A 26,392-nucleotide genomic window follows, 5' to 3' on the forward strand; every position below is an offset into this window, starting at 1 on the left:
TCATCATTCATATTGAACTAGCACAGTTAATACGAATGATGCGAAGCTGTCGCAATTATGACTAAAGAACGACTTAAACAGAGATAAACAGATGATTTATCGCCGATTGGGCGTCAATAAGTACCCTTTTGGCTCTTTACAGCGCTCGCCTAGCCACATAAGATCCAGCCACTCTACGCAAAAGAAAGATACCTCAATGACCACAATAACCATTACTCGCCCCGACGACTGGCATGTTCACCTCCGCGATGGCGACGTGCTTGCCGATACCGTTAGAGACACAGGCCGCTATATGGGCCGCGCCATCATCATGCCAAATCTCGTGCCACCCGCCACTAATCTTGACAGCGCCATGGCCTACTATGAGCGCATCAAAGCGGTGACCACCACCAACTTTGAGCCGTTAATGGTGCTGTATTTAACCGACAACACCACGGCCGAAGATATTCGCGCCGCGAAAGCGTCGGGCAAAGTGGTTGCCGCTAAATTATACCCTGCTGGTGCCACCACCAACTCAGATTCTGGCGTGACCGATGTGAACAACATCTACCCAGTACTAGAGGCGATGCAAGAGGTGGGCATGCTGTTTTTGGTTCACGGTGAAGTCACCGACTCATCGATCGATATCTTCGACAGAGAAGCCATTTTCATCGAGAACACCTTAAAGCAAGTGGTGCGGGATTTTCCCAAGCTGAAGATTGTGCTTGAACATATCACCACCAAAGATGCGGTCGACTTTGTGATAAGCGCACCAGACAATGTGGCCGCAACCATCACAGCCCATCACTTACTGTATAACCGTAACCATATGTTAGCCGGTGGTATTCGCCCACATTTTTACTGCTTGCCCATTTTAAAGCGCAACACTCACCAGCAGGCACTGCAGGCTGCGGCGGCCAGTGGCAGCAAGAAGTTCTTCTTAGGCACAGATTCGGCGCCTCATGCTAAAGATCGTAAAGAAGCCGCCTGTGGCTGCGCCGGCTCATATACCGCTCATGCGGCTATCGAGCTGTATGCCGAGGCATTTGAGTCGGTTAATGCACTCGATAAGCTGGAAGGATTTGCCAGCTTCAACGGCCCTGACTTCTACGGCCTAGCGCGCAACAGCGACACCATCACCCTAGTAAAACGCAGCTGGGATGTGCCAGCAACTTATCCACTGGGTGATACAGGTGTGGTGCCGATTCGCGCAGGCGAGCGCATCGAGTGGCAAGTCGAAGACTAAGCCAAACAGCCTATAGCCTTGCGTGACTGTCGATATGCCTGAGCTTACTCACTGGGCGGTGAAGATTCGCACACTACTTTAGGGCCTGGCTAATGACCAAGCTAGATAACAAAACACCGCCATCACGGCGGTGTTTTTTATGGGCACGATACGCTTATGCAAACGCCAAGCTAATCTTAACTAAGCTTAACTAATCTTAACTAATCTTAACTAAGCCAAGGCCAAGCTGATCTGAGCCAAGCGCCGATAGCAGCGGCAATCGGCCGATTAAAGACCATTAAAAGGCTTGAGCAAAAATGGCAAAGCTGCAGCCGATGGCAACCGACCAAGAAAGCGAGCGTAAGGTGCTTTTATCCAGCAGATACAAAATATGGTAAGCGACCCGCGCAATAATATGCCCCACAGCAAGTAACGCCACAGTGTCATTCACCTTATCTAGCGCGATCACGCACAACACCGACAAGCCAAAAATCAGTAGCGATTCAAAGGCATTTTGATGTCCAGCGACCGCTCGCGCGCCAAAGCCAGTTAACTGCGCTTGCTGGGCTCTAGGTTGATGATTGTCATAGCCCCCCAACTTTGCCATAGCTACCGCCACCGGCCCCTTGGCCAAATAAGGCAGTAACATGGCTAACAATAAACACGTTAATAAAATGGTCATGATGCATATTCCTTTTAGCAAATAACGGGCAAGGGGTTAATCACCGCACTTTATGAGCGCGCCTTATCTAGCGCTTGGCACAGCGCCTGGATACCTAAGATAGCGCGCGGCGCGGCGCGATGTAATAAATCGGCATTAAGTTGATAAATGTGCTGCTGTTTTACCGCCGGGATCTCCTGCCAACTCGACCAGTCTACCCCATTGACATTGCCTTTATCTTGGCTTTGCAAAATCACCTGTGGCATCTTCAATAGCACGGCTTCGAGGCTCACCTGCGGATAGGCGCTGGCTGCATCGGCAAACACATTCTCGCCATGACACACCTCGATGATCTGCTCTATCCAACTGCCTTTGGCCACCGTCATTAGCGGCGTCGACCATAACTGATAAAACACCTTCACCTGTGGCTTATCTTGGTTTTGCTGGCGCAATTGTTGCAACTGCTGCTGATACTGGCTGGCCACCTTTTGCGCCTGCGCCTCATGGCCGGTGAGCTGTCCCAATGCCAGTAAATCTTCTGCCACTGCGGTCAACGATTTAGGGTCGCTGTTATAAATGGGGTAGCCTAATTGGCTTAGACGCTCAATCTCTTCGGCCTTATTGCCACTGCCCCACACCACAATTAAGTCTGGGTTGAGCTCAATCACCCGCTCAATTTGAATCCCATAATAGCCACCGATGCGGGGGATCTGCTTTGCCGCCTCGGGAAAATCGGCGTGATCTGTGGTGGCGACAATATTATCACCCGCGCCAATGGCATAAAGCATCTCAACGCCATGGGGCGACAGGGCAATAATCCTGCTCGCAGGGGCGGCCAATGCCACCACAGGCCAGCTTAATAGCAGGGCTAACATCCATTTTTTTATCATTTTATTCTTATCCTTTAATCGCATTTCGCGCTGCTTACCTCAATCCTCGTCCGCTAGCTAGAAGCTGCTCATGGTGCAGCAATCCAAGCCAGACATAAGCAATTGCATAGGTTCTTTTACTGGGTCAGGAGTATATCGCTATACGCTCGGTGGTGGAAACAGACCTGCATGAGCTGGGGATGTGCAGGTACTTCTGAGCGAAGCTGCTGCCGACTTAGTCGAATAAAACTTCCTTAAAATGGGGGTTATCAACGACAATCGTTAGCTTTGCCATCGAGTCTAAAACAACCAATAAATCATCGTGTTCAATCTTGAGTTTTATGCACTCTTCACCTTGATGATTTTTTGCGGTATCAATAGCTTTTCCTGTGATGACCTCACCCGATTTTAATGTGATTTCGACAGGATAATTAAACAAGCAAACTATCTCTATGTCGTCATAATTAGCGCAACTCATCATAAACGGCGTCCTGTTCACTTGGATAGAGTAGGCAGAATAACACCACTTTCAGGTACGTGTCCCCAACGCTAACCTTAGAGGCAACCGCCAAATGAAATTGCCCTTAAAAGAGCCAAACGGTGGACTTCAAGGTTAAGCCAAACAAGATTGAGCCCATGGATGGCGTCCACTTAACTTTTATCAGCTTTGATTAATTAGTGAATAGATCGAAAATATTACCTAAGGCACTCGTCTTACCGCGATAAAATTCGGTATAAGTACAGTTAGTGCAAATTACAGCGGTAAATTTTCGGTTTTGCATATCAAATATTTTAGACCAACCACTTCCCGTCGTTGCAATAGTATCCGTATCATAATCACAACAATCACATTTGGGGCATTTCCAATTTTTAGACATATGAATTCCTTTGTTATAAATGTTACCAAATAGATACCCAGCCGTTTTTAATCAACAACATAACTAAGTTCCTAACCAATATCAATACACATTGTCATGCCCTACATCAGCAAATACACTTTCAACGCCTATTGTTATTTATGAATAAGGAAAACGGTTTATTTGAGTCTAAATAGTGAGTGTTATGATGCGGATGGCAAACTCTTTTGGCTAGAGCATTAACTATGCCTGTCTATGTATTCGCTACTTTTAAAAGCGTTGCTTAAAGCGAAAGAGTCAATCAATAAGCACTGAACGAGAGCCAAGAACAAATAGAAACTAAGGCAAAACTGCCTCGGTTAGCGAAGTACAGCCTTGACTAACTGGGAGCGTCCATATATGTCTATTTATTTCTCTATCTATTTATTTTCTATAACTATGAATGATTTTTACCACTTTCATACGACTTAGCTTTAACAATCGTAAAATAAAATACAAGGAAGCCTAACCAAGAAAAAAACAAAGTCAGAAAGAACCAAGCCAGTTTATGATAACCGGATACAGCTTTTGACTTTAAAGATAAGATTAACGGCATAATAAAAATAATAAGGGCAATTATTTGACCTAGTGAAGTAGCATTAATATCCATTTGTAGCTCCTGACTTTTGATTTACTTATAACGCCCACTTAAGCGGACAAAAATTGTTGGCTATAATGTGTAGCGGAGCGAAACGTAGCCAACTGTTTTTGTTCCGTTTAAAGTGCTTGTTATATGCTCGCGATCAGTTTGAAACCTCTGATAATACAAGTACATAACGAAATGGAATGATAACGCAAACCACCAACATTTAAAGCCACTTAAGTATTAACTTTGAACTCCGTAGAAAACACTCTCCGATAGTTACTCAAAACTAATAATTAAACAGTTTACGAACGTGTGAAACCACCCTTTGAGATTACAAATCCGTAATTCAAAAACTAGCTGACGAAATGGAAAAAACATAAGTCAGCAAGCCAAAACACCGTAATTTACAGATTGACTAATTCTACATTTGACCAATCAAAGTAACGGCGCAATCGAGGTTACTTTTAAGCATTTTTGGTTTAGAAAAAGCTACGAAAACAACATGGTAAAACAGTGCTCAAAGCGTATATGAAAAACTAAAACATAACCTAAAAGGTAGCGACATATAACGATCTAGTTCACGAGCCGAAGGTCTCGTGTAACGGCTTGTTCTTTACTTTCGGAGAGAGGAGGTTATCGCTACTCAATCCGTGAGTTCATATTCCATACCCTTGGGGCTTAATTGATGCCCCCTGCGGCGTGAGGGAAGCATCGCTGCTTCACTTGAAGTCAATTGCAGGTCTCTTTAAAAGCTACGCTTTACGAGCCTTGGCAAGTGCCTTCAAGCTACCATAGAAAAGGCGTTTCTTCCATCGCGTTTGGCTCTATCTATTCCTTCAGCTAGACTTAAATATCACTTCTTTTTTGCTAAAAATTGTCTACCGCAGGTCAAGAACAGCTTATTGATTAGCAGCAGGATAACCTCCTGCTTTCTTGTAAGTCTCTTCGTCAAAATATCACTTGTAAGTGTTTGTTGTAAATATATTTTTTAACAAAAAAACACAGGTTAAACATGACAATTTAACAGATAAAAAAGATGCATAGGTGTTTACGAGGTCTGCATAGCACTTTTATATATATTACAAACTATTGATAATAATGAGTTAATGTTTAAAAGTTAGTATTATCGATGCGCCAATCAAACGATTTATGCATCTTTTTCATAGTAATTATCTTAACTTGAACTATAACTGTATATACATACAGTACGCTAGTGAGGTAACGGTTATGGGGCAATTAACATTTTTGGAGGCTATACGGACAGAGATCAGGGTACGCCATTACAGCTATCAAACAGAAAAATCCTACCTCTATTGGAACCGCTATTTCATTCGACATTGCAATATTCGTCATGGCGCTGATATAACCCCCGCTTTGATTGAACAATTTCTCTGTTTTTTAGCAGTGGAGTGCGAAGTGTCGGCGAGCACCCAGAAACAGGCCCTATGTGCCATTTTATTTGCTTGTCGCCATGTGTTAAAAGTTGAGCCCAATGAGTTACAATTTCCCTATGCAAAAGCCCCTAAACGAATACCGCAGGTATTGTCTAACGAAGAAGCAAAACTGATCATCAGCAATTTGTCAGGCTACCACTATTTAATTGGTGCCATCCTATTTGGCTCAGGCCTAAGATTAAAGGAAGCCCTAAAACTTAGGGTAAAAGATATTGATCTAACCACTAAATCTATCTTTGTGTACCGAGGTAAAGGGCAAAAAGATCGAGTTTGTATGCTACCTAACGGATTGATTGATGCTCTAAAGTCACAAATAAAACAGGTAAAAAAGCTCCACGAGACGGATTTGTCAGATGGCTTTGGACTTGCTTCATTGCCCATCTCTCTCATCAGAAAATACCGCAGTAACGCCTCTAAGTTTCATTGGCAATATATCTTTCCTGCTAGCCGCCGTTGTATGCACCCAAGTGACAACTACGTGTGCAGACACCATATTCATCCAACGGCTTTTTCACGAGTATTAAGGCAAGCTACCACTAACAGTGGTATAGATAAGCGCGTTACCGCCCATACTTTCCGCCATTCATTTGCAACATCTTTATTACTCAAAGGGCATGATATTCGTACCATCCAAGAGTTATTGGGACACAGTGATGTCAAAACAACCGAGATATATACCCATGTGATTGGTGGCCATCATACTGGGGTCATAAGCCCTCTTGATAGTCTTTAAGGCATACTACAAGACAAGTTACTAGGGCCTTATCTTTTGCTTTCCGCATTAGTTAATATAAGGTAAACACAGAAACACAAAGTTCGAATGAGTAATTGTTCTAAATGATAAAGGGGCAAAACTGAGTTAGCTTTCTACTCGCCACTCACACCAAATGCAGCCAAATCGAAGAAACGTTCGATACCAAGTGTAAGCGCGGTTTTGGCCTTCGAAATCATGGATGATTTCGCAGAGCCCACACGGACGTGCTTGAACAACGTCCATGCCTAAAAGCCAGTTCGGCATCCATGCCTCTCGTTCGTAAGCACGAAGCTATGCTTCACTCACCGAGCCAAAAGAGCGCTTGCACATTCCCCGGCGGACAGGCGATTAATAACAGTGAAGGTTCGACCTTCAACACTTTCAATAAATGAAAATACAGCCAGCCGCTACTCAAACAAATGTCATCGTTCTTCATTCCAAGACCAGCACACTTTGGGGCAAAAGTACCTTAGCCTTTAATTCACTAGTCCAAACATCTCTCTAACTTAATAATCAAACCCGATTTGCGCTTTTACTCCGGCCTCAAAGGCATGTTTTATCGGCTGCACTTCGCTCACAGTATCGGCTAACTCAATAATGGCGCGATGGCACGCCCTGCCAGTGATGATCACATGCTGCATCGGCGGCCTATTTTTAAGTGCCTCAAGGACGCGCTCGAGCTCAATATAGTGATAGCTCACCATGTAGGTCAGCTCATCGAGTAAAATAATGTCGATACTGTCGTCTTTAAGCAAGGTTTCGGCCGCTTCCCAAGCGCTTTGCGCCGCGGCGGTGTCTTTGGCTTTATCTTGTGTCTCCCAGGTAAAGCCTGTGCCCATAACATGAAACGCAACCCCGACTTTTTCTAATACGGCGCGTTCACCACAGGGCCAATTGCCCTTGATAAACTGCACCACGGCGGCTTTTTTGCCGTGACCCACTGCGCGGGTAATATTGCCAAAGCCGCCTGTTGACTTGCCTTTGCCGTTACCGGTTAACACTAACAGCACGCCCTTTTCCGTTTGCGCCTGAGCAATTTTGGCATCGACCGCCGCCTTCACTTTTTGTTGGCGCGCCTTATGACGCTCGGCTTTATCCTGCTCTCTGCTGTCGTGATCGCGCTCAGGGCTGTTATCAGTGCTGCTCTGGTGATTGTTTTCACCCTTGTTAATATCCGTCATCATCTTTGTCTCTTGTGTGGTATCGCCGTGATGTAACGGCTTGTAATTGGGTTAATTTTTAAAGCTAATACTCAGCTCACCTTACTTATATTGGGCTCATTTTATACTGGGCTTAGACGCCAGCGATAAGCTGCTGCAGCTTATCCATGTCCATATTTTCGGCCAACATATCGGCTAAGCGATCTAACTGTTGCTGCCTAAGCTCATCGATATCGATGGCGGGGGCGTGGGTCATTCCCGCCCAGCGCAGCAGTAGCTGGCACGCCTTGGGCTGATCAAAAATGCCATGCAGATAGGTGCCCAATATCTGCCCATCGGCGGATAAATAGCCATCTTCGATATCAACCCCATGATTGCCATCATCGGCGCGCAGACGCAGTAGGCTTTGCCCCTGACCTAAATGTTGGGATTGACCACAGTGGATCTCATACCCACTCACCTTGGCTTGTTCGCCTAGCAAATTCAATACGCCCGATACCTGCGCCAAACGCTTAGTGGCGGTTAATTCGGTGACCAGCGGCAAAAGCCCCAGCCCCTCACTCTCGCCGGCCTCGCCCTCGACACCTAACGAATCGTCAATGGCCAGCCCCAGCATCTGATAGCCGCCGCAGATCCCAATGACCTTGCCGCCATACCTAAGATGAGTTTGCAGCAATGTGTCCCAGCCATTACCCAGCATAGTCGCTAAATCTTGGCGCACGCTCTTGCTGCCGGGTAAAATAATCAGGTCTGCTTGGGGCGCAGTGCCATCAAACGCAGATGTGACGGTTAAATAACTAAACTCAATATCAGGGTGTAAGCGCAAGGCATCGAAATCGGTATGATTGCTAATGCGCGGCCACACCAATACCAACACCTTAAACTTAGGGTGAGTAGATTTTTGCGGCGCGACCATTAGGGCATCTTCGGCGTCCAGATAAAGGTCATTTAGATAAGGCAGTACCCCTAATACAGGTTTATTGATCTCAGCTTCTAGCCAATCTAATCCCGATTGCAGCAGGCTAATGTCGCCGCGAAAACGGTTAATCACCACCCCTTTAATTCGCGCACGCTCGGAGTCGGACAACAAGGCTAAGGTACCAACGATATGGGCAAACACGCCGCCTTTATCGATATCGGCGATCAAGATAACCGGGCAATCGACCGCTTCGGCAAAGCCCATGTTGGCAATGTCGCCCTCACGTAGATTGATCTCTGCAGGGCTCCCCGCCCCCTCGACCATGACGAGCTCATACTGCGCCGTTAACCTTGATAGCGAGTCGAGCACAGCTGCCATCGCCTTGGTGCGATACCCTGCGGCATTTTTGCCAAAATAGGCTTGACCGTCCATATGGGAAAGGGCTTTACCTTGCACTATCACCTGCGAGCTGGTGTCGGAACTTGGCTTTAATAAAATAGGATTAAAATCGGTGTGCGGTGCTAAGCCACAGGCCACCGCTTGCAACGCCTGCGCGCGGCCAATCTCACCACCATCGGCGGTCACCGCGCTGTTTAGCGCCATATTTTGCGGCTTAAAGGGCGCCACCTTGACCCCGTTACGGGCAAAGTAACGACACAGGCCAGCCACTAAGGTGCTCTTGCCCGCATCTGATGTGGTGCCCTGCACCATCAAGACGTTGGCCACGGCTTTATTTTGCATAGCATTGTTATTGGATTGACTCATCGTCTCATCATCTTATTGCTTATCCCTTTAAGCGCATCGGCAGGCCAGCGGTGACTAAGGTTACCTCATCGGCAAGGGCCGCTATCGCCTGATGCAACCAACCGGCTTCATCGACAAAGCGCCGGCTCAAGGGATCGGCTGGGACTATGCCGCTGCCCACCTCATTGGAGATTAAAATAACATCGCCCGGGAGCGCCGTAAGGGTTGCCAGCAACTGCGCCTTCACCTGCGGCCAGTCGTGCTCGTCGCTGAGCAACTGATTGGTCAGCCACAAAGTAAGACAATCGACTAAGATCACCTGCTTAGCGTGAGCCTGCTGAGCCAAACATTCACTTAAATCCAGTGGACACTCAAGCATGCGCCACGCAATCTCATCGCCCGCACGCTCGGCTTGATGACGTGCAATCCGCGCCGTCATCTCATCGTCAAAGGCCTGGGCAGTGGCGATAAATAACGCCTCGGCGCCGCGGGCAACATAGTGCGATACCAACGCCACACCATGGCTGGATTTACCACTGCGCGCACCACCTAATACCAAATGGATCATAGGGTGATGGCCAAGATAAACAGGTAACAGGTAAGCTCTGCCACCTGCTGCGCCGCGCCTAAGGTATCGCCCGTGTAGCCACCAATTTGACGCCTAAAACCGCGGATAAGCAGATAACGCACCAGCAACAGCAAGGCGCACAAACTCAGCGCATTGGCGATGCCCGCCACCCATAAGGTGATCACTCCGCTGGCCAGTAATATCAGCAACTCATTGACGGTTTGCGATTGTGCCAGCGGCTTACTCTTACTGCTGGCATCTTCACGCACATAAGGCTCAGAAAAAATCAGCGACGCCGCCACGACTCGGCTAAGGCAATGGGCCACTATCAGCGCCGCCGCCACTAAATCGGCCTGATACAGAGCGATTTCGCTGAGCAGCACAAACTTAAACAACAGCGCAAACACTAAGGCCAACACGCCATAGGTGCCGACCCGCGAGTCTTTCATGATGTTGAGCTTATCTGCCAGCGTCCAGCCACCGCCAAAACCGTCGGCGGTATCGGCGAGGCCATCTTCATGAAAGCCGCCAGTCACCAGCACACTGGTTACCATCGCCAAGATGATGGCAACGCTGCTGGGCAGCACCATGCTGGCCAGCGTATAAACCAGCGCGCTTATCGCCCCTACCAGCACGCCCACCAAGCCAAAGTAACGGCTCGCCTGATTGAGCCGCTGGCCGTTAACCTCGACCCAGCGAGGCATAGGAATGCGGGTAAAAAAGCCCATGGCAATCAAAAATAGGCTTAACTCTTTATGCAGCATCAGCTTCACTCCCGTCCGCTTGCCCTGTTAGTGCAATGTTCTAAATCGCTGGTTAAATGGATTAAATCGCGATGCCAACATCTTGCAGGCTCGCCATCTCGTTATAAAACGCCGCAGCAGCGCGCACTAATGGTAAGGCCAGCGCCGCCCCAGTGCCTTCACCTAAACGCATCTCTAACTGTAATAGCGGCTTAGCTTGCAGATGTTGCAGCATCAACTGATGTCCAGCCTCATCTGATTGATGGGCAAAAATCATGTAATCACGCGCCGCAGGGGCGATGGTCACCGCCAGTAATGCGGCTGTGGTGGCAATAAAGCCATCGACCAAGATCAGCATTTTCAGCTCGGCCGCCGCCAACATGGCACCGGTCATCTGCACAATTTCAAAGCCGCCCAGCGCCGCCAATATCTGCTGTGGTGTGTTTAATTGCCCTTGATGCAGCTGTATGGCTTGAGTGATTAAGGCCTGTTTACGCTGCAAGGTTTCGCTGTCGATACCAGTGCCGCGCCCAACACAAGCGGCGACATCCACAGGTAAGAGCGCCGCCATAATCGCCGCCGCCGAGGAGGTATTGCCAATGCCCATCTCGCCAAAAGCAATGAGATTTGTACCATTGTCATGATGCAAGGCCACCCGCGCCTTCGCCATAGCAAAGCCTTGCTCAACACAGGAAGCTGACATGGCCGCCTCGAGATGAAACGCGCGCGTGCCGGCGCCAAGGCGCTGATCGATAAGTGCCTCATGGCCTGTAACTGGATGGGCTATACCACAATCGATCACCTCCATCGCAAAGCCTGCTTGGGCACAAAACACATTGATGGCCGCGCCGCCATGCAGAAAATTAAGCACCATCTGGGTGGTCACTTCGCTAGGGGCAATCGACACGCCCGCGCTGGCAATACCGTGATCGCCGGCAAACACCAGCAGCTTAGGCTGCTTAATAGTCGGGCACGTTGCCCCCAGCACCTGCGCCACTTGCAGCGCCAAGGGTTCGAGTCGGCCCAATGCGCCTAATGGCTTGGTTTTACAATCGATTTTTTGCTGAATCTCGCCATCAAATTGGTGGTTCACCGGCGTTACGCTAAACATGGGTTATATCCTTAACGGGTCTGCAGCTGGCCTCGTCTTTAGCCGCGGCGCTTGCTGCCTAAAATAAACAAGAAAAACACACTGCCGATCACCGCGGTAATAATGCCGATAGGTAGCTCTTGGTAACTCAGCAAGCAACGGGCTAATACATCGACCCAGATCATAAACAGCCCGCCCACCAACCCTGTGGTCAACAAGGCGAAGCGACCAGGCAGCAACAGGCGCACCATATGCGGGATCATCAAACCCACAAAGCCGATTCCGCCACAGTTAGCCACCAGCACGGCTGTGATTAACGAGCACAAAAGCAACATGGCTAGGCGCAGGCGCTGCACATCGATCCCTAAAGTGTGGGCGGTTTCATCACCGGCTTTCATGGCAACTATCTGGCGTTTAAACAGCAATATGATCACAGTTGCGCCTGCCACCACCAACAAGGGCAGCCCCAAGCCAGACCAACTGGCCTTGGCAAAACTGCCCAAGCTCCAAAACAGCACAGAGGCGGCCGCCTGAGGGCCCGAAAAATAGAGTAATAAACTGGTAAGCGCACCAAACATAAAGGAGATCGCCACCCCAGAAAGCAGCATGCGCTCGATTTGAGTGCTCATGGCGCGGCCGCACAAGGCCAATACCATCAGCACTGCGAGACTGGCGCCAATAAAGGCGCCCATCGGCAGGCTGACGCTGCCAAGCCATGATATGGATAAGGCGTTCGATAGCGCGCCCGCACCGCCAAACAGGGTAAGCACCACTACGGCACCAAAGGAGGCGCCAGAAGAGATGCCAAAAAGATAAGGGTCGGCCAGTGGATTGCGGGTCACAGTTTGCAGCACGGCGCCGGCGATGGCTAAACCAAAACCGGCGATAAACGCCAGCACGATGCGCGGCATCCGCAGCTCCATCACAATGCGGGCGGTGACGCTGCTTGGACGCTCACCGCCAAGGGTGGCCAGCACCACATCGACCACTTGGTTAAAGTCGATATGCGCCGCACCAAAACTGGCGGCTAACAGCGGCGTCATTAGGCTTAATACCCCAAACCCTGTGACCAATAGCAGGCCGCGCCAAAGGCGCTCGCTGGCCGATAATCCGGACGAGCGCATCATGGCGTCTCCCCTTGGGTGACATTATGGTAGCCATAAAAGTAATTAATTTGCGGATTACCGTGTTGTGGGTGCGGGCTCACTTGGCAGCACACCTCAAAGACCTCTGCAATACGCTGCTCGGTCAACACCTCATTGGGGCGGCCTTGGGCAACTGCGTGGCCTTGGTCGAGCAGCAGCAATTGGTCACACAGGGCGCTGGCTAAATTAAGGTCATGGATCGAGATAACCACCGTCATCTCTAAGCTACGCAGTAGCTCTAAGATCTGTATTTGATAACGGATATCTAAATGATTAGTGGGCTCATCGAGGATCAACAGCTTGGGCTTTTGCACTATGGCGCGGGCGATTAACGCCCGTTGTTTCTCGCCGCCAGAAAGTTGCTCATACCCTTGGTCGGCCAACGCGGTTAAACCTACTGTGGCTAAGGCGCGGCGCACATCGTGCTTGTCTTGGTCGCTGGTGAGCGAAAACGCCCCCTTATGGGGCGTCAACCCTAGCGCCACCAGCTGCGCCGTGGTCATGTCAAAATGGTGCGGCGTGTCTTGCAGCACCACCGCCACTTGCTGGGCAAAGGATCGCGCCGAAAAGTCGCCCACCGCTCGGCCAAATAAGGTGATATCCCCTTGGCTTGGGGTCAAATAACGATATAGACAGCGCAGTAAGGTGGATTTACCGGCGCCATTAGGGCCGATGATCCCCAGCATTTGGCCTTGGGGCAGTTCGACACTGACATCAGCCAAAATGGCGCGCTCGCCCGCGTGCCAACTAAGGTGTTGGGCAGATAACGCCATAGGGATTGACGTCACAGGCTCATCATCCAAGCCGCAAAGTAATAGGGTAAAGTGTGTTGCGACCGCGCAGGTGTCGACCTGCCGCTGCCAAGCGGGGCTAACGCCCCAAGTCGGTTGTTCATCTTTAGCTCCCTCAAGTCACCCGCTTGAGTCATTAGGCTATAGCGTAAGGCAGGTATCCTGACTTGTGGTTGCAGACAAGGCCAATTGCCTTACTCAACACACTCACAGTTGCGGGCACAGTTTGGGCTGATGACCTTAGGTCACTCCCCAATTCCCTATTAAGTTTGAGTTACTCGACCCACGTTAAGTGAGTCGCTGCTCAACACCTTACGCTCGGCGTCATCTGTATGCTAGACACCTAAAATTGTTGGCTATTATGCGGTATTTCCCCTAAGAGGCAAACCACCTTTTGTATTTGCCGCGCTGGTTGACGACAAACGCTGATAACTAACGCGCACTGAGCTTAGGCATTAACCCAAATGTAAGCGCCAATAGCCTTTACCATCGTTATCGACCAAGTGGCTTAACTTAACCACACTGGCATAATCGAGACTTAACTGGGTATAGAAGCCCACTTCGCCGCGGATCCCCAGCGCCAGCCCCATCAAATGGCGGATAACCCCACCATGGGTGACAAGCAGCAGGGTTTTGCCACTGTGTCTATGTAACACTTGCTCGATACAGGTCTCGACCCGCTGCTCAAAGACATCTAGCGGCTCACTGCCTGGCAATGGCGCCCGCCAAGGATCTTGCCAGTAGGCGTTAAGCGCCTCGCTATGCTCAGCAAACAAGGTATCAAGCGCCTCACCGTCCCAGCGGCCAAAATCAATCTCCATCAAACCCGCTTCAACTGAGTAAGGTAACTGCTGTTTATTGGCATAATACTCGGCAAACACTTGGCAGCGGCTTAAGGGGGAGCTCACCAGCGCATCTATCGTCTCGGGTAATTTAGTCGCACTGGCCAGTTGCATCTGGGCAAATCCCAGCTCACTCAAAGGCAGGTCGCTTCGGCCTCGCAGCACATTACCGCCCTCGCACTGACCATGGCGCATTAAATAAAAAATCGTTTGTGTCATTGGCTTACCTTGATATTTGTCATGCCGTGGCAGCATACGCCGAGACGGCGCGCCAATGCAATATGGGTCACACTGCCCCGCGGCTGCAATTGCGCCAAAACAAACATCACCCACAGGCTAAGCGACAGCCTATAAGCCACTGGGCTAACGAGGGGGAAAACTGATACTCTTTTGACTTGCCCTAAGCCTAATAAGTCGCTTACTATAGCAATTGCTATAGACGTCTATACGTTTATACATCTAAAAATAATAGCAGGGTGATCACACCCTCGTCGCACTGCATCGGCAGTAGTGAACATGCATCGAGTAGGATATAGGTAGAATTTTATGGCGACCCGACCCCCTGTTACCCCAATAAGACAGATAACAGCGCAGATCACCGAGCAGCTCGAATCACGTATTTTAATCCTCGACGGTGCCATGGGCACCATGATCCAAGATCATAAGCTTGAGGAAGCCGCCTTTCGCGGCGAGCGTTTTAAAGACTGGCCCTGCGATGTCAAAGGTAATAACGATCTGCTGGTACTGACTCAGCCAGCCATTATCAAAGATATCCATAAACAGTACCTGCTCGCTGGCGCCGATATCATCGAGACCAATACCTTTAACGCCACTCGTATCGCCATGGCCGACTACGAGATGCAGGAGGTGTCTGTTGAAATTAACCTTGAAGGTGCACGCCTTGCCCGCGCCGCGGCCGATGAAGTCAGCGCAGAAACGGGGCGCGCGTGTTATGTTGCCGGGGTACTTGGCCCCACCAACCGCACCTGCTCGATTAGCCCAGATGTTAACGATCCCGGTTACCGTAATGTCAGCTTCGATGAGCTGGTCGATGCCTATATTGAGTCGATTGAGGCGCTGCTTAAAGGCGGCGCCGATATCATCATGGTGGAAACCATCTTCGATACCCTCAACGCCAAAGCCGCGTTGTTTGCTATAGAAACGGTATTTGAACAGCTTGAGCTGCGCGTGCCCATCATGATCTCAGGCACCATCACCGATGCCTCGGGCCGCACCCTCACAGGGCAAACCACCGAAGCTTTTTACAACTCGCTGCGCCACGTTAAGCCACTGTCGATTGGCCTTAACTGCGCCCTTGGCCCGCAAGAGCTACGCCCCTACGTGCAAGAGTTGTCAAAAATTGCCGAATGTTATGTGTCGGCGCACCCCAATGCGGGGCTGCCTAATGAGTTTGGTGGCTATGATGAAAGCCCCGAAGAGATGGCAAGCGTTATTGGTGAGTGGGCCCAAGAGGGCTTTTTAAACATTATTGGCGGCTGCTGTGGTAGTACACCGGCCCATATTAGCGCCATTCGCGAGGCGGTTATATCCCATGCGCCGCGAGCGCTGCCCGACATCCCAGTGGCTTGCCGCTTGTCGGGGCTTGAGCCACTGACCATAGATGCCAACTCGCTGTTTGTGAACGTGGGCGAGCGCACCAATGTCACCGGCTCGGCTGCCTTTTTACGGCTGATCAAAAATGGCGAATATGAAACCGCCCTCAGCGTCGCACGTGAGCAGGTAGAAAACGGCGCCCAGATCATCGACATCAACATGGATGAAGGCATGCTCGACGGCGTCGAGGTGATGCAGAAATTCCTTAACCTTATCGCCTCTGAGCCCGATATCAGCCGGGTGCCGATTATGATCGACTCCTCTAAATGGGAGGTGATAGAGGCAGGCCTTAAGTGCATTCAAGGCAAAGGCATAGTCAACTCCATCTCGTTGAAAGAGGGCGAAGCGCAATTTATTCACCACGCCAAATTGGTTAAACGTTATGGCGCCGCGGCCATCATCATGGCGTTCGATGAGCAAGGTCAGGCAGACACCAAGGCACGTAAGATCGAGATCTGTACCCGCGCCTATCGGGTGTTAGTCGATAAGGTGGGCTTCCCGCCAGAAGATATTATTTTCGACCCCAACATCTTTGCCATTGCTACCGGTATTGACGAGCATGACAACTACGCTGTCGACTTTATTGAAGCCACGCGTGAGATCAAACGCACCCTACCCCACGCGATGATCTCGGGCGGGGTATCGAACGTGTCGTTCTCATTCCGTGGTAACAACCCGGTGCGTGAGGCGATTCATGCCGTGTTCCTCTATCATGCGATTCAAGCGGGGATGGACATGGGTATCGTCAACGCGGGTCAGCTGGCGATTTATGACGATATCGACAGCGAGTTAAAAGCGCGCGTTGAAGCGGTAGTGCAAAACCTGCCCTGCCCAGTGGCAGATTCAAATAACACCGAGCAACTACTTGAGGTCGCCGAGAAGTTTCGCGGTGATGGCAGCCAAGTGGCTAAGAAAGAAGATTTAGAGTGGCGCAGCTGGGAGGTGAGCAAACGTCTTGCCCATGCCCTAGTGAAAGGCATTACCGACTTTATCGATGAAGACACCGAAGAAGCAAGACAGCAGGCGACTCGGCCACTGGATGTGATTGAAGGGCCGCTCATGGATGGCATGAACGTGGTCGGCGATCTCTTTGGTTCGGGCAAGATGTTTTTGCCCCAAGTGGTCAAATCGGCGCGAGTAATGAAAAAAGCGGTCGCCTACTTAAACCCCTATATCGAACTGGAAAAAGTCGAAGGTCAGTCTAACGGTAAAATCTTGATGGTCACTGTTAAAGGTGACGTGCACGATATCGGTAAGAACATCGTCGGCGTGGTGCTGGCCTGTAATGGCTATGAGGTGATCGATCTTGGGGTGATGGTCCCCGTTGAGAAGATCATCGAGGTCGCCAAGGCGGAAAATGTCGATATCATCGGCATGTCAGGCTTAATCACCCCGAGTCTCGATGAGATGGTGCACAACGTTAAAGCCTTCCATAAGGCGGGGCTTACTATCCCGTCGATCATTGGCGGCGCGACCTGCTCGAAAATTCATACCGCGGTTAAAATCGCGCCCCACGCCCCAACGGGCGCCATCTATATTGCCGACGCATCACGCGCCGTGCCTATGGTATCGAAACTTATCAGCAATGAGACGCGTCAAGCCACTATCGATGCCACCTATGATGAATATCAGATGATGCGCGACAAGCGTAACTCACAAGAAAAACGCAAACAGATCATCCCCATTGCCGCCGCGCGCGACAACCGCTGCCAGCACGATTGGGCCAATTACACCCCATTTGTCCCTAATCAACTAGGGCGTCAGGTGTTCGATGACTACCCATTGGAAGACTTAGTCGAGCGTATCGACTGGACCCCGTTTTTCCGTAGCTGGGAACTGCATGGCCATTTCCCGAAAATCTTGGACGACAAGGTGGTCGGTGAAGAAGCCCGTAAGCTATTCGCCGATGGCAAAGCCATGCTTAAGCAGATCATCGACGAAAAATGGCTTACCGCCAAAGCCGTTATCGGCCTGTTCCCTGCCAATACCGTTAACCATGACGACATTGAGCTCTACACCGACGAAACCCGCACAACAGTGGAGATGACGACCCACCACCTGCGGATGCAGATAGAGCGCGTAGGCAACGATAACTTTTGTTTGGCTGATTTTGTCGCCCCTAAAGACTCAGGCGTGGCCGACTACATGGGCGGTTTTGCCGTCACCGCAGGTCATGGTATCGACGAGCATATTGCCCGTTTCGAAGCCAACCACGATGACTACAACGCCATCATGCTCAAATGTTTAGCCGACCGTCTGGCCGAAGCCTTCGCCGAGCGCATGCATGAGCGAGTACGTAAAGAGTTTTGGGGCTACGCCGCCGATGAAGATCTCGATAACACGGCACTCATTCGCGAAAAATACAAAGGTATTCGCCCAGCACCGGGTTACCCCGCCTGCCCAGATCACACCGAAAAGGGCTTGTTATGGGACTTACTTAAGCCAAATGAAACCATTGGACTTAATATCACCGAAAGCTACGCCATGTTCCCCACCGCCGCGGTATCTGGTTGGTATTTTGCTCACCCACAATCACGCTACTTTGGCGTGACCAATATTGGCCGCGATCAGGTGGAAGATTACGCCGCACGTAAGGGAATGAGTATCGAGGAAACCGAACGCTGGCTAGCACCAGTATTGGATTATGATGTTTAACGGGGAGTGATGTGGAGTCATCACCTTGACTCCTTTGATTACCCAAACTTCGTTTGAACATTAGTACTGAGGCTTCGCCTCACTAACCCATACGGCCTTACGGCCGAGGTAAGTCGCATCTGTTATGGATCGGAAGCCCACTAGAGCCTCAGACGCAAGTCCATCATCTAGATGGGTGAGAAACCCACCCCACGAACAAATTGTGGGGTGGGTAAAGTAACCTTATTTAAGCCAAGTTATTCTTTAGACTCAAACTCTTTTTCGGCTTCTTCCCAAGACTTCTCCAAATCTTTATAGGCATCAGAGAACCCCTGTTTCATTTCATCCCATGCATCGGCTGAGCTGGATTTCATGCTGCCATACCACTGGGCAACTTTATTCTGTTGCTTACGAAGTGCTTTGAGCTTTTCGCGGGCATCTTGGCGCGCGGTTGCACTCATTTCATCCCAATTTTTATCTGTCTTCGCCTCTAACGCATCGATGCGCTTATCTAACTTATCAAGGCTCGCTTTGACTTCTTCCACCGCTTTATCTCGCTTATCGGCACTGTATGCACCAATCGTTTTGAGCATCTCTTGGGTTTCTTTCTTAATATCTTCAATCGAAGTTTTTTCACTCGCCTTGTCATTATCGGTCTGTGCATAACTCATTGGCACATAACTCAACGGTAAAATCCCCATTACGGCGGCTAATACGGTAATCCCCCCGAAAAATAACAGCTGTTAAAAGTAGAGTTTTCTCGTAAGTTAAACGCAGGAGGTTCTATATGAAAAAGTCGCGGTACACGGATAGTCAAATTATGACGATTTTGAAGCAAGCTGAAGCTGGTACGCCCGCACCTGAGCTTTGCCGAGAGCACGGTATGAGCAGTGCAACGTTTTATAAATGGCGTGCTAAATATGGGGGAATGGATGCATCACTCATGGCTCGGATGAAAGAGCTAGAAGATGAAAATAGGCGACTTAAAAAAATGTACGCAGAAGAGCGTCTTAAAGCTGAAATCATTCAGGAAGCTATGGCAAAAAAGTGGTAAAGCCCTGTGAGCGAAGAGAACTCGCTCAGTTTGCGGTGGCTAACCACAACATCAGTATTAGTAAGGCCTGCTCGGCTTTCTTTATCAGTGAGACATGCTTTCGTTATCAAGCAAAATTATCGGCGGAAAATACACAGATTTCAAATTGGCTAATTAAGCTGACCGAAGATGAAAGTGATTGGGGCTTCGGTCTGTGCTTCGATTATTTACGTAATGTAAAAGGCAAGCCATGGAATCATAAGCGAGTGTACCGAATTTACTGTGAGCTAGCGCTGAACCTGCGTATTCGTCCAAGACGTCGACTCAAACGAAATGCACCGGAACCACTAAAAGAGCCGATAAAACCTAACCAAGTATGGTCTGTCGACTTTATGCATGACCAGTTATCAGATGGTCGAAATTACCGATTATTTAATGTCATAGATGATTATCGGCGTGAAGCTTTAGTGATTGAACCAGGATTTTCACTTCCTGCTGTAAGGGTTATTAGAGCGCTAGAGCAGGTATTTGAGTATCGAGCTAAGCCAACAGTTATTCGCTGTGACAACGGCCCTGAGTTTATCAGTACTGAGTTTACAACGTGGGCTAAATGCCAGAATATTCGAATTGAATATATTCAACCAGGTAATCCACAACAAAACGCTTATATCGAACGACATAACAAAACAATTCGGTACAGTTGGCTCAGCAAGTACCTGTTCGAATCAATTAAAGAGGTGCAGGACTATGCAACTAAGTGGTTATGGTTTTACAATCATGAAAGACCACATAAAGCTAATAACGGCAGGCCACCACTGATGGCTGGGTAGTGTTCATAATTCTGTGTCATTTCAGTAAACTGTACAAAAACAGGAATGACACATGACTCAACCTTTTAACTTTGAACAAGCCCTTAAAGATCTTCAAGCCGGTAAAAGCCTCACAGGCAAAGACAGTATTCTTGGCCCATTGATTAAACAACTTACCGAAGCTGCCTTGCAAGCCGAACTTGAGCAGCATTTGGCCCAGGATGAACAGCCTAATCGCAAGAATGGTAAGATGGCTAAAACGATTAAGCATCCCTCTGGCAGCTTTGAGTTAGACACACCTCGCGATAGAAATGGCTCTTTTGAGCCTCAGTTGATTAAAAAGAATCAAACCACGCTCACCGATGAAATCGATCGCAAAGTGCTGTCGATGTTCAGCATGGGGATGAGCTACCGTGACATCAATCAGCACGTCGAAGAAATGTACGGCATTAATGTCTCTAACGCGACCATTAACGCTATCACAGACAAACTCATTCCTGAACTTAAGGCTTGGCAACAGCGCCCACTAGACAGCCATTATCCGATTGTCTGGCTCGATGCGATACATTACAAAGTCAAAGAGGACGGGCGTTATATCAGCAAGGCGGTGTACACCCTACTAGCCCTTAATATGCAAGGTAAAAAAGAAATACTCGGCCTGCATTTATCTGAAAATGAAGGGGCTAATTACTGGTTATCTGTGCTGACCGATCTTAATAATCGCGGTGTAAAAGATATCCTTATCGCCTGTGTTGATGGTCTGACAGGGTTTCCTGAAGCCATCGCCAGTATCTTCCCCAACACAGAGACGCAGCTGTGCGTTATTCATCAAATACGCAACTCAATGAAGTATGTCGCCTCGAAAAATCAGAAAGCGTTCATGGCCGATTTAAAGTGTGTTTATCGCGCTGTGAGCAAGGAAGCGGCGGAGTTAGCGTTAGATGAGCTGGAGGTTAAATGGGGGGATGCTTACCCATTAGTTATCAAATCATGGCGCCGAAAGTGGCAAAATTTATCGCACTACTTTAAGTATCCAGAGCACATCAGAAAAGTGATTTACACCACCAATGCGGTGGAAGCAGTTCATCGTCAATTTAGGAAATTAACCAAAACTAAAGGCGCTTTTCCTAATGAAAATAGCTTGTTGAAGCTACTTTATACTGGCATATTGAACGCATCGAATAAATGGACAATGCCCATTCACAATTGGAGCCTTTGTTTATCTCAATTAGCGATTTATTTTGAAGGACGTTTAGACAGCGTGCTAGAGATTTAAACTTAGCCTGACACAGAATTTTGAACGGCCTCGATGGCTGCCTAACTTCTATTTTTAATTGCAGTTAAAAATGGGAGGATTACCAGTCGAAGTGCAGATAAAACGAACACCTGCGCTTATTTGAATCTCTGCGCCGCTGACTTCAGTGCTCCATCGAGTGAATCCCACGCACTATTGATACCCGCCTTAATATCCTCCCAAGCATCATCACTAGACTCTTCGAGTTCGATTAATTTATTAGCGACATCCCTTTGCATTGTCCGTAGCTCTTCAATTTTTTCATAATACTCAACTTGAGCCTCGGCTTCAGCCTTGTCTGCTTTGGCTTTGAGCTTATCTATCTCTGCGCTCCATTCGTTCAATTGAGCCCGTAATTTCTTTTCATATGCTTGTTTCATACTCATAGCGTTCTCCTTCACGATAAAAATAATTATAAATAACGATAAGAAGCAGAATAAATTGCTTCATATTACGTTTATAAACTCGATGATACTTTTGATTTGAAATTAACAGAGATATCAGAAATTGCTAACTTTTACAGATAAAAGGATATTCGAAAATAACCTTGCAGATGGGATAGAGAAGGGAGCATTTAAATACATTGCGTCTCCTTTAAAACTCATTGAATGAGTAATTAACACTAGCCTATAAAACTCAATAAATCAAATTACTAAACAAAAGTTAACGTAGAGTTCAATAATAATAAAATCAAAGCAATGAAAAAATAAAAACCTTTTAAAACAAACAAATTAAAATATCAACCCCAAAGATAACAAATAGAAAAAACAATAAAACCTATAAGTTATAGTGGGAGTTCAATACAAAAAACAAGCCTGCTCAATGTATTTATCAGGCTTGTTTCAACTGTCTTACTCTTGCGGTACTATATATAAAACATGGTTTTAAAATGGAGCTGGGCGCGGTGTATTAGCATTAGATGGCGGCAATATCGGCAGGACAATTTGTGGCTGCTCGCCAGTTAATGTCTTTAAAAACGCGACCATCTGGTTAATTTCATCTTCACTTAACTTTTGTCCCAACTGGATATCAGCCATGGTGTCGACCGCTTCTTCAAGCGTCCACACACTGCCATCGTGGAAGTAGGGATAGGTCAGTTCGATATTACGCAACGTTGGCACCTTAAAGACATACTTGTCGGCTTCATTACCTGTTACCGCTTTGCGACCCTGTGCTGGATTGTCGGTATGAAATGGCTTCACCAACCCCATCTTCATGTACATGGTGCCGCCAACGGCCGGGCCGTTATGACAGCTAACACAGCCTTTATCTTTAAACAGCTGATAGCCAGCTTTCGCCTCGGCATCTATGGCATCGGCATTGCCAGTCAAATACAGATCAAACGGGCTGTTGGGTGTCACCAAGGTTTTTTCAAACGCGGCTATGGCATCGGTAATGCGATCGATATTCACCTCATCTGAGGCATAAACATGATTAAAACGCGCCACATAAGCCGGCATAGAGGCGATGGTATCTATCGCCAGTTCGTGGCTGTAAGCCATCTCTTTAGGGTTAGCAATAGGGCCTGCCGCTTGAGCTTTTAGGTCGGCCGCGCGGCCATCCCAAAACTGCGCCAGCATATAGTCAGCATTAAGCACTGTCGGCGAATTAATTGGCCCCTCTTGCCAATGGTGACCTATCGAGGTCGGCAGAGCATCGACGCCACCCGTCGAGAGGTTATGGCATGAGTTGCAAGAGATAAAACCCGACATAGAGAGTCTAGGCTCAAAAAACAACATCTTGCCGAGTTCAACTTTGTCCGGGTTAGTGATCACCGCAGGTTTTATCGGCTCAATAGGTTCACTGGCCGAAGCGGCTGACATGGATAATATAGAAGCAAGTATTATGGCAACAGGGGTTAACTTAATCATGAAAATACACCTACCTTTTGTATGGCTAAATGGCCGTCATAATAGGGTAAGCATTACCGCAAGTTAAACGGTAATTTCCGATTAAGTCTATCGTGTATCTGGATGCTAAACATGAGACGCAAGTCACTGTTTATTTTGACAAAAAAGTTATGTTGACTGGCTGTTTTGGTTTTTGTAATACATAAAAAACACCAGTATTAAACAGTTTGGCAAACTCTTGTCTATTAGGCTAGCATCTTAGCTACCCTCGTATCTTATTCCTTCGTTATACCTGATAAAACATGCAGCCTAGCAAACCTGTCTTACTCTCTTTTTTGACTCACTTAATCTGTACCCTCAACGCTCAATAATGTGCATAATGGTCGAGATAATGCCGTAATCCGATTCCTCGAGCCCTAACCCTGTACTTTTAGGCCAATACTTTTAACCTAGTGTTTTATAAAGAGTGGAGTAGACTGATGATTTTAATAACCGGTGCCAGTAGTGGCTTGGGCGCTGCATTAGCAACGCAATATGCCGAAGAGGGACACACTGTCACCATTAGTGGTCGCTCGACAGAGCGCCTACACGCCGTAAGCGAACAACATACCAATATCCACCCTATCGCAGCCGACTTGGCCAATGAAGCCAGTGTCGCCATGCTATTTGATAAGCTCTCTGCCTGCACGCCAAACACTGTGATCCACTGCGCAGGCAGCGGCTATTTTGGTGCCATCGAAACTCAACAAGCTACAGAGATAAATACATTACTGGAGAACAATGTCACCTCCACCATACTGTTAGTACGTGAGCTAGTTAAACGCTATAAAGATCAGAAAATCAACGTGGTAATAGTGATGTCAACCGCTGCCCTTGCCGCTAAAGCTGGCGAATCCACTTATTGCGCTGCTAAGTGGGCAGTGCGTGGCTTTATTGAATCGATACGTTTAGAGCTTAAAAACAGTCCGATGAAACTTATCGCGGTGTATCCTGGTGGCATGGACACCGACTTTTGGCCGAGCAGCGGTAAAACACTAGATACGTCTAGTTTTATGTCGGCCAAGGAAGCGGCGGGGATGTTAAAACAGGCGCTTACCGCCAGCGAACATGGCTATATCTCAGATATCACCATTCAACGGGGGTAATCAGTCCCCCAATCGCGCTCGGCAAGGCGCCTGAGACACCCCTTTTAGGTGCCGCAATAACTGACAAAGGAACCAAAGCTTGCGGGAGCAGGCTTGGCATAATCCTCGGCGCCCTCTTGCGGGGTATAGGGCGTGGCTAATACCTTAACTAGACGCTCAAAAGGTTGATAATCGCCGTGACGCTGCGCCGCTTCTATGGCCTGTTCAACTTGATGATTGCGGGCAATATAAAGGGGATTAACACTATTCGTCAGTATCACGCTCTGCTCAATCGTTAACGGATCTTGCGTAATACGCGCCAGCCACAGCCCGCGCCAAACGTTAAACTTATCGGCATTGTTAAATAGCTTTTGGCTGTCATTGCGTTGATGAGCTAAATCGCTTGCCAGTTGGCGGAACAGATTAGTGAAATCGACGTTCTCCCCCGCCATCGCATCGAGTAGCTGCTCGCCCAGCGCCTGATCGCCAACCTCCTCGGTAGATAAACCTAGCTTGGCACGCATGCCATTAACCCAATGGTGCTTAAACACATCCCAAAACTCGGTCACCGCCTGCGTTGCCAATTCGATTGCCACAGATTGTGACTCATCGATAAGCGGTAACAAGGTTTCGGCTAGGCGTGCTAAATTCCACTGGCCTATCGCCGCTTGGTTGCTATAAGCATAACGCCCCTCTCTATCGATAGAGCTAAAGACACTGTCTGCATCGTAATAGTCGATAAATGCGCACGGACCATAATCGATTGTCTCGCCGCTAATCGTCATATTGTCGGTATTCATCACCCCATGGACAAACCCCACTAGCAACCATTTGGCAATAAGGCTGGCCTGGTTATTACGCACCGCACGTAAAAAGTTTAAATAAGGGTGCTCACTCTGAGCGAGCTCAGGATAATGGCGGGCAATCGCATAATCGGCCAGCTGCTTAACCTTGTCTTGCTCACCGCGAGCGGCAAAAAACTGAAAACTGCCGACACGCAGATGGCTCGATGCGATGCGGGTCAGCACTGCACCTGGCTGTAACATATCGCGTCTCACCGACTCGCCGGTGGCGACAACGGCTAAGGCGCGGGTGGTGGGAATATTAAGTGCATGCATAGCTTCGCTAAGGATATATTCGCGCAGCACTGCGCCCATCACAGCTTTGCCATCGCCACCGCGAGAAAACGGGGTCGGCCCTGAACCTTTTAGCTGCAGATCGAGGCGCAGTCCCTCTGTATCTAGCACTTCGCCCAGTAACAGGGCGCGGCCATCGCCCAATTGCGGAGTAAAGCCGCCAAACTGATGCCCTGCATAGACTTGCGCCAAAGGCAGTGCCCCAAACGGACTCACACTGCCAGATAACACTTGGGCTAACTGCGCAGCATCCTCATTGGTTAACCCGATGCGTTTGGCCAAGGCCGTATTCAATTTCACCAACTCAGGTGCTGGCGCAACATCGCCCTCGCAGGCGACATAAAAGCCACTAAGCTGTTTAGCGAAACTGTTATCGAAGTTTAATCCTAAGTCTATGGCGATCTTTTTCATGGTCTATATATCCATATGCTAGAACCAATCTGAATCAATATTCAATTTAAGACTGTGTTCA

General features: G+C 48.6%; 23 protein-coding genes and 1 riboswitch. Of the genes, 6 read left to right on the plus strand and 17 right to left on the minus strand.

All coding sequences use genetic code 11. From position 1 onward, the window contains the following. Positions 1 to 196 precede the first annotated feature (196 nt). Entirely contained in the window at positions 197 to 1,225 is a 1,029-nt protein-coding gene (pyrC, locus tag AC0VXX_RS14255; protein WP_475514780.1) for a dihydroorotase, read from the plus strand. Between the two features lie 277 nt (positions 1,226 to 1,502). Here pyrC and AC0VXX_RS14260 read toward each other — a convergent pair whose 3' ends face one another. From AC0VXX_RS14260 to AC0VXX_RS14280, 5 genes are all read right to left on the minus strand, one after another. Then, a complete protein-coding gene (locus AC0VXX_RS14260) occupies positions 1,503 to 1,886 on the minus strand; it encodes an MAPEG family protein (RefSeq protein WP_475514781.1) in 384 nt (127 codons plus the stop codon). Positions 1,887 to 1,936: 50 nt separating this feature from the next. Continuing rightward, positions 1,937 to 2,755, minus strand: a complete 819-nt coding sequence (locus AC0VXX_RS14265) for a cobalamin-binding protein (protein WP_475514782.1) — start codon at positions 2,753 to 2,755, stop codon at positions 1,937 to 1,939. 214 nt (positions 2,756 to 2,969) lie between these two features. Then, positions 2,970 to 3,215 carry a Rho-binding antiterminator gene (locus AC0VXX_RS14270; protein ID WP_475514783.1) on the minus strand — a complete coding sequence of 82 codons (246 nt, stop codon included), beginning with the start codon at positions 3,213 to 3,215 and terminating at the stop codon, positions 2,970 to 2,972. A 190-nt stretch (positions 3,216 to 3,405) separates the two neighbouring features. Further along, positions 3,406 to 3,612: a zinc ribbon domain-containing protein gene (locus AC0VXX_RS14275; RefSeq protein ID WP_110457298.1), complete on the minus strand. Its 207-nt coding sequence runs from the start codon at positions 3,610 to 3,612 to the stop codon at positions 3,406 to 3,408. A 415-nt stretch (positions 3,613 to 4,027) separates the two neighbouring features. Then, positions 4,028 to 4,240 (minus strand): hypothetical protein, encoded by a 213-nt coding sequence (locus AC0VXX_RS14280; RefSeq protein WP_475514784.1) that lies wholly within the window; start codon positions 4,238 to 4,240, stop codon positions 4,028 to 4,030. A gap of 1,203 nt (positions 4,241 to 5,443) precedes the next feature. On the opposite strand from AC0VXX_RS14280, the gene AC0VXX_RS14285 reads away from it, so the two are divergent. Then, positions 5,444 to 6,403 carry an integron integrase gene (locus AC0VXX_RS14285; protein ID WP_475514785.1) on the plus strand — a complete coding sequence of 320 codons (960 nt, stop codon included), beginning with the start codon at positions 5,444 to 5,446 and terminating at the stop codon, positions 6,401 to 6,403. A 527-nt stretch (positions 6,404 to 6,930) separates the two neighbouring features. Here the strand turns inward: AC0VXX_RS14285 and cobO are convergent. The 8 genes from cobO to AC0VXX_RS14325 form a co-directional block, all read right to left on the minus strand. Beyond that, positions 6,931 to 7,608 carry a cob(I)yrinic acid a,c-diamide adenosyltransferase gene (gene cobO, locus AC0VXX_RS14290; RefSeq protein ID WP_373317383.1) on the minus strand — a complete coding sequence of 226 codons (678 nt, stop codon included), beginning with the start codon at positions 7,606 to 7,608 and terminating at the stop codon, positions 6,931 to 6,933. A gap of 109 nt (positions 7,609 to 7,717) precedes the next feature. Next, positions 7,718 to 9,268: a cobyric acid synthase gene (locus AC0VXX_RS14295; RefSeq protein WP_475514786.1), complete on the minus strand. Its 1,551-nt coding sequence runs from the start codon at positions 9,266 to 9,268 to the stop codon at positions 7,718 to 7,720. A 19-nt stretch (positions 9,269 to 9,287) separates the two neighbouring features. After that, positions 9,288 to 9,815, minus strand: coding sequence for a bifunctional adenosylcobinamide kinase/adenosylcobinamide-phosphate guanylyltransferase (cobU, locus tag AC0VXX_RS14300; protein WP_119977659.1), 528 nt, complete (start codon positions 9,813 to 9,815; stop codon positions 9,288 to 9,290). Beyond that, positions 9,812 to 10,579, minus strand: a complete 768-nt coding sequence (locus AC0VXX_RS14305; protein ID WP_475514787.1) for an adenosylcobinamide-GDP ribazoletransferase — start codon at positions 10,577 to 10,579, stop codon at positions 9,812 to 9,814. Before AC0VXX_RS14305 ends, cobU begins: the two co-directional genes overlap by 4 nt. A 61-nt stretch (positions 10,580 to 10,640) precedes the next feature. Continuing rightward, positions 10,641 to 11,669 (minus strand): nicotinate-nucleotide--dimethylbenzimidazole phosphoribosyltransferase, encoded by a 1,029-nt coding sequence (gene cobT / locus AC0VXX_RS14310; protein WP_475514788.1) that lies wholly within the window; start codon positions 11,667 to 11,669, stop codon positions 10,641 to 10,643. Positions 11,670 to 11,707: 38 nt separating this feature from the next. Beyond that, positions 11,708 to 12,772 carry a FecCD family ABC transporter permease gene (locus AC0VXX_RS14315; protein ID WP_475517042.1) on the minus strand — a complete coding sequence of 355 codons (1,065 nt, stop codon included), beginning with the start codon at positions 12,770 to 12,772 and terminating at the stop codon, positions 11,708 to 11,710. Then, positions 12,772 to 13,566 carry an ABC transporter ATP-binding protein gene (locus AC0VXX_RS14320; RefSeq protein ID WP_475517043.1) on the minus strand — a complete coding sequence of 265 codons (795 nt, stop codon included), beginning with the start codon at positions 13,564 to 13,566 and terminating at the stop codon, positions 12,772 to 12,774. The genes AC0VXX_RS14315 and AC0VXX_RS14320 overlap by 1 nt, the downstream gene beginning before the upstream one ends. A 153-nt stretch (positions 13,567 to 13,719) precedes the next feature. Continuing rightward, a riboswitch (cobalamin riboswitch) is annotated at positions 13,720 to 13,890 on the minus strand. 149 nt (positions 13,891 to 14,039) lie between these two features. Continuing rightward, a complete protein-coding gene (locus AC0VXX_RS14325) occupies positions 14,040 to 14,645 on the minus strand; it encodes a histidine phosphatase family protein (protein WP_475514789.1) in 606 nt (201 codons plus the stop codon). A 327-nt stretch (positions 14,646 to 14,972) separates the two neighbouring features. On the opposite strand from AC0VXX_RS14325, the gene metH reads away from it, so the two are divergent. Beyond that, complete coding sequence (metH, locus tag AC0VXX_RS14330) at positions 14,973 to 18,695, plus strand: methionine synthase (RefSeq protein WP_475514790.1); 3,723 nt, start codon at positions 14,973 to 14,975, stop codon at positions 18,693 to 18,695. A gap of 236 nt (positions 18,696 to 18,931) precedes the next feature. Here the strand turns inward: metH and AC0VXX_RS14335 are convergent, their stop codons facing one another. Further along, entirely contained in the window at positions 18,932 to 19,345 is a 414-nt protein-coding gene (locus AC0VXX_RS14335; protein ID WP_475514791.1) for a sll1863 family stress response protein, read from the minus strand. A gap of 116 nt (positions 19,346 to 19,461) precedes the next feature. Here AC0VXX_RS14335 and AC0VXX_RS14340 point away from each other — a divergent pair. Both AC0VXX_RS14340 and AC0VXX_RS14345 read left to right on the plus strand, forming a co-directional pair. Next, positions 19,462 to 20,537, plus strand: a protein-coding gene (locus AC0VXX_RS14340; protein WP_475514792.1) for an IS3 family transposase whose coding sequence is annotated in 2 segments (ribosomal slippage) — positions 19,462 to 19,714 and positions 19,714 to 20,537 — 1,077 coding nt in all. Because the reading frame shifts where the segments join, the coding sequence is not laid out codon by codon here. A gap of 52 nt (positions 20,538 to 20,589) precedes the next feature. After that, positions 20,590 to 21,792: an IS256 family transposase gene (locus AC0VXX_RS14345; RefSeq protein WP_475514612.1), complete on the plus strand. Its 1,203-nt coding sequence runs from the start codon at positions 20,590 to 20,592 to the stop codon at positions 21,790 to 21,792. Positions 21,793 to 21,908: 116 nt separating this feature from the next. Here the strand turns inward: AC0VXX_RS14345 and AC0VXX_RS14350 are convergent, their stop codons facing one another. Together AC0VXX_RS14350 and AC0VXX_RS14355 are read right to left on the minus strand one after the other, a co-directional pair. Then, complete coding sequence (locus AC0VXX_RS14350) at positions 21,909 to 22,196, minus strand: sll1863 family stress response protein (protein WP_475514793.1); 288 nt, start codon at positions 22,194 to 22,196, stop codon at positions 21,909 to 21,911. 498 nt (positions 22,197 to 22,694) lie between these two features. Next, a complete protein-coding gene (locus AC0VXX_RS14355) occupies positions 22,695 to 23,681 on the minus strand; it encodes a cytochrome-c peroxidase (RefSeq protein ID WP_475514794.1) in 987 nt (328 codons plus the stop codon). 458 nt (positions 23,682 to 24,139) lie between these two features. On the opposite strand from AC0VXX_RS14355, the gene AC0VXX_RS14360 reads away from it, so the two are divergent. Next, positions 24,140 to 24,805, plus strand: a complete 666-nt coding sequence (locus AC0VXX_RS14360) for an SDR family NAD(P)-dependent oxidoreductase (RefSeq protein ID WP_475514795.1) — start codon at positions 24,140 to 24,142, stop codon at positions 24,803 to 24,805. Positions 24,806 to 24,849: 44 nt separating this feature from the next. Here AC0VXX_RS14360 and AC0VXX_RS14365 read toward each other — a convergent pair whose 3' ends face one another. Next, entirely contained in the window at positions 24,850 to 26,331 is a 1,482-nt protein-coding gene (locus AC0VXX_RS14365) for a protein adenylyltransferase SelO (protein WP_475514796.1), read from the minus strand. Positions 26,332 to 26,392 lie beyond the last annotated feature (61 nt).

It is taken from the genome of Shewanella sp. QJM3NY_23 (genome assembly GCF_056173105.1).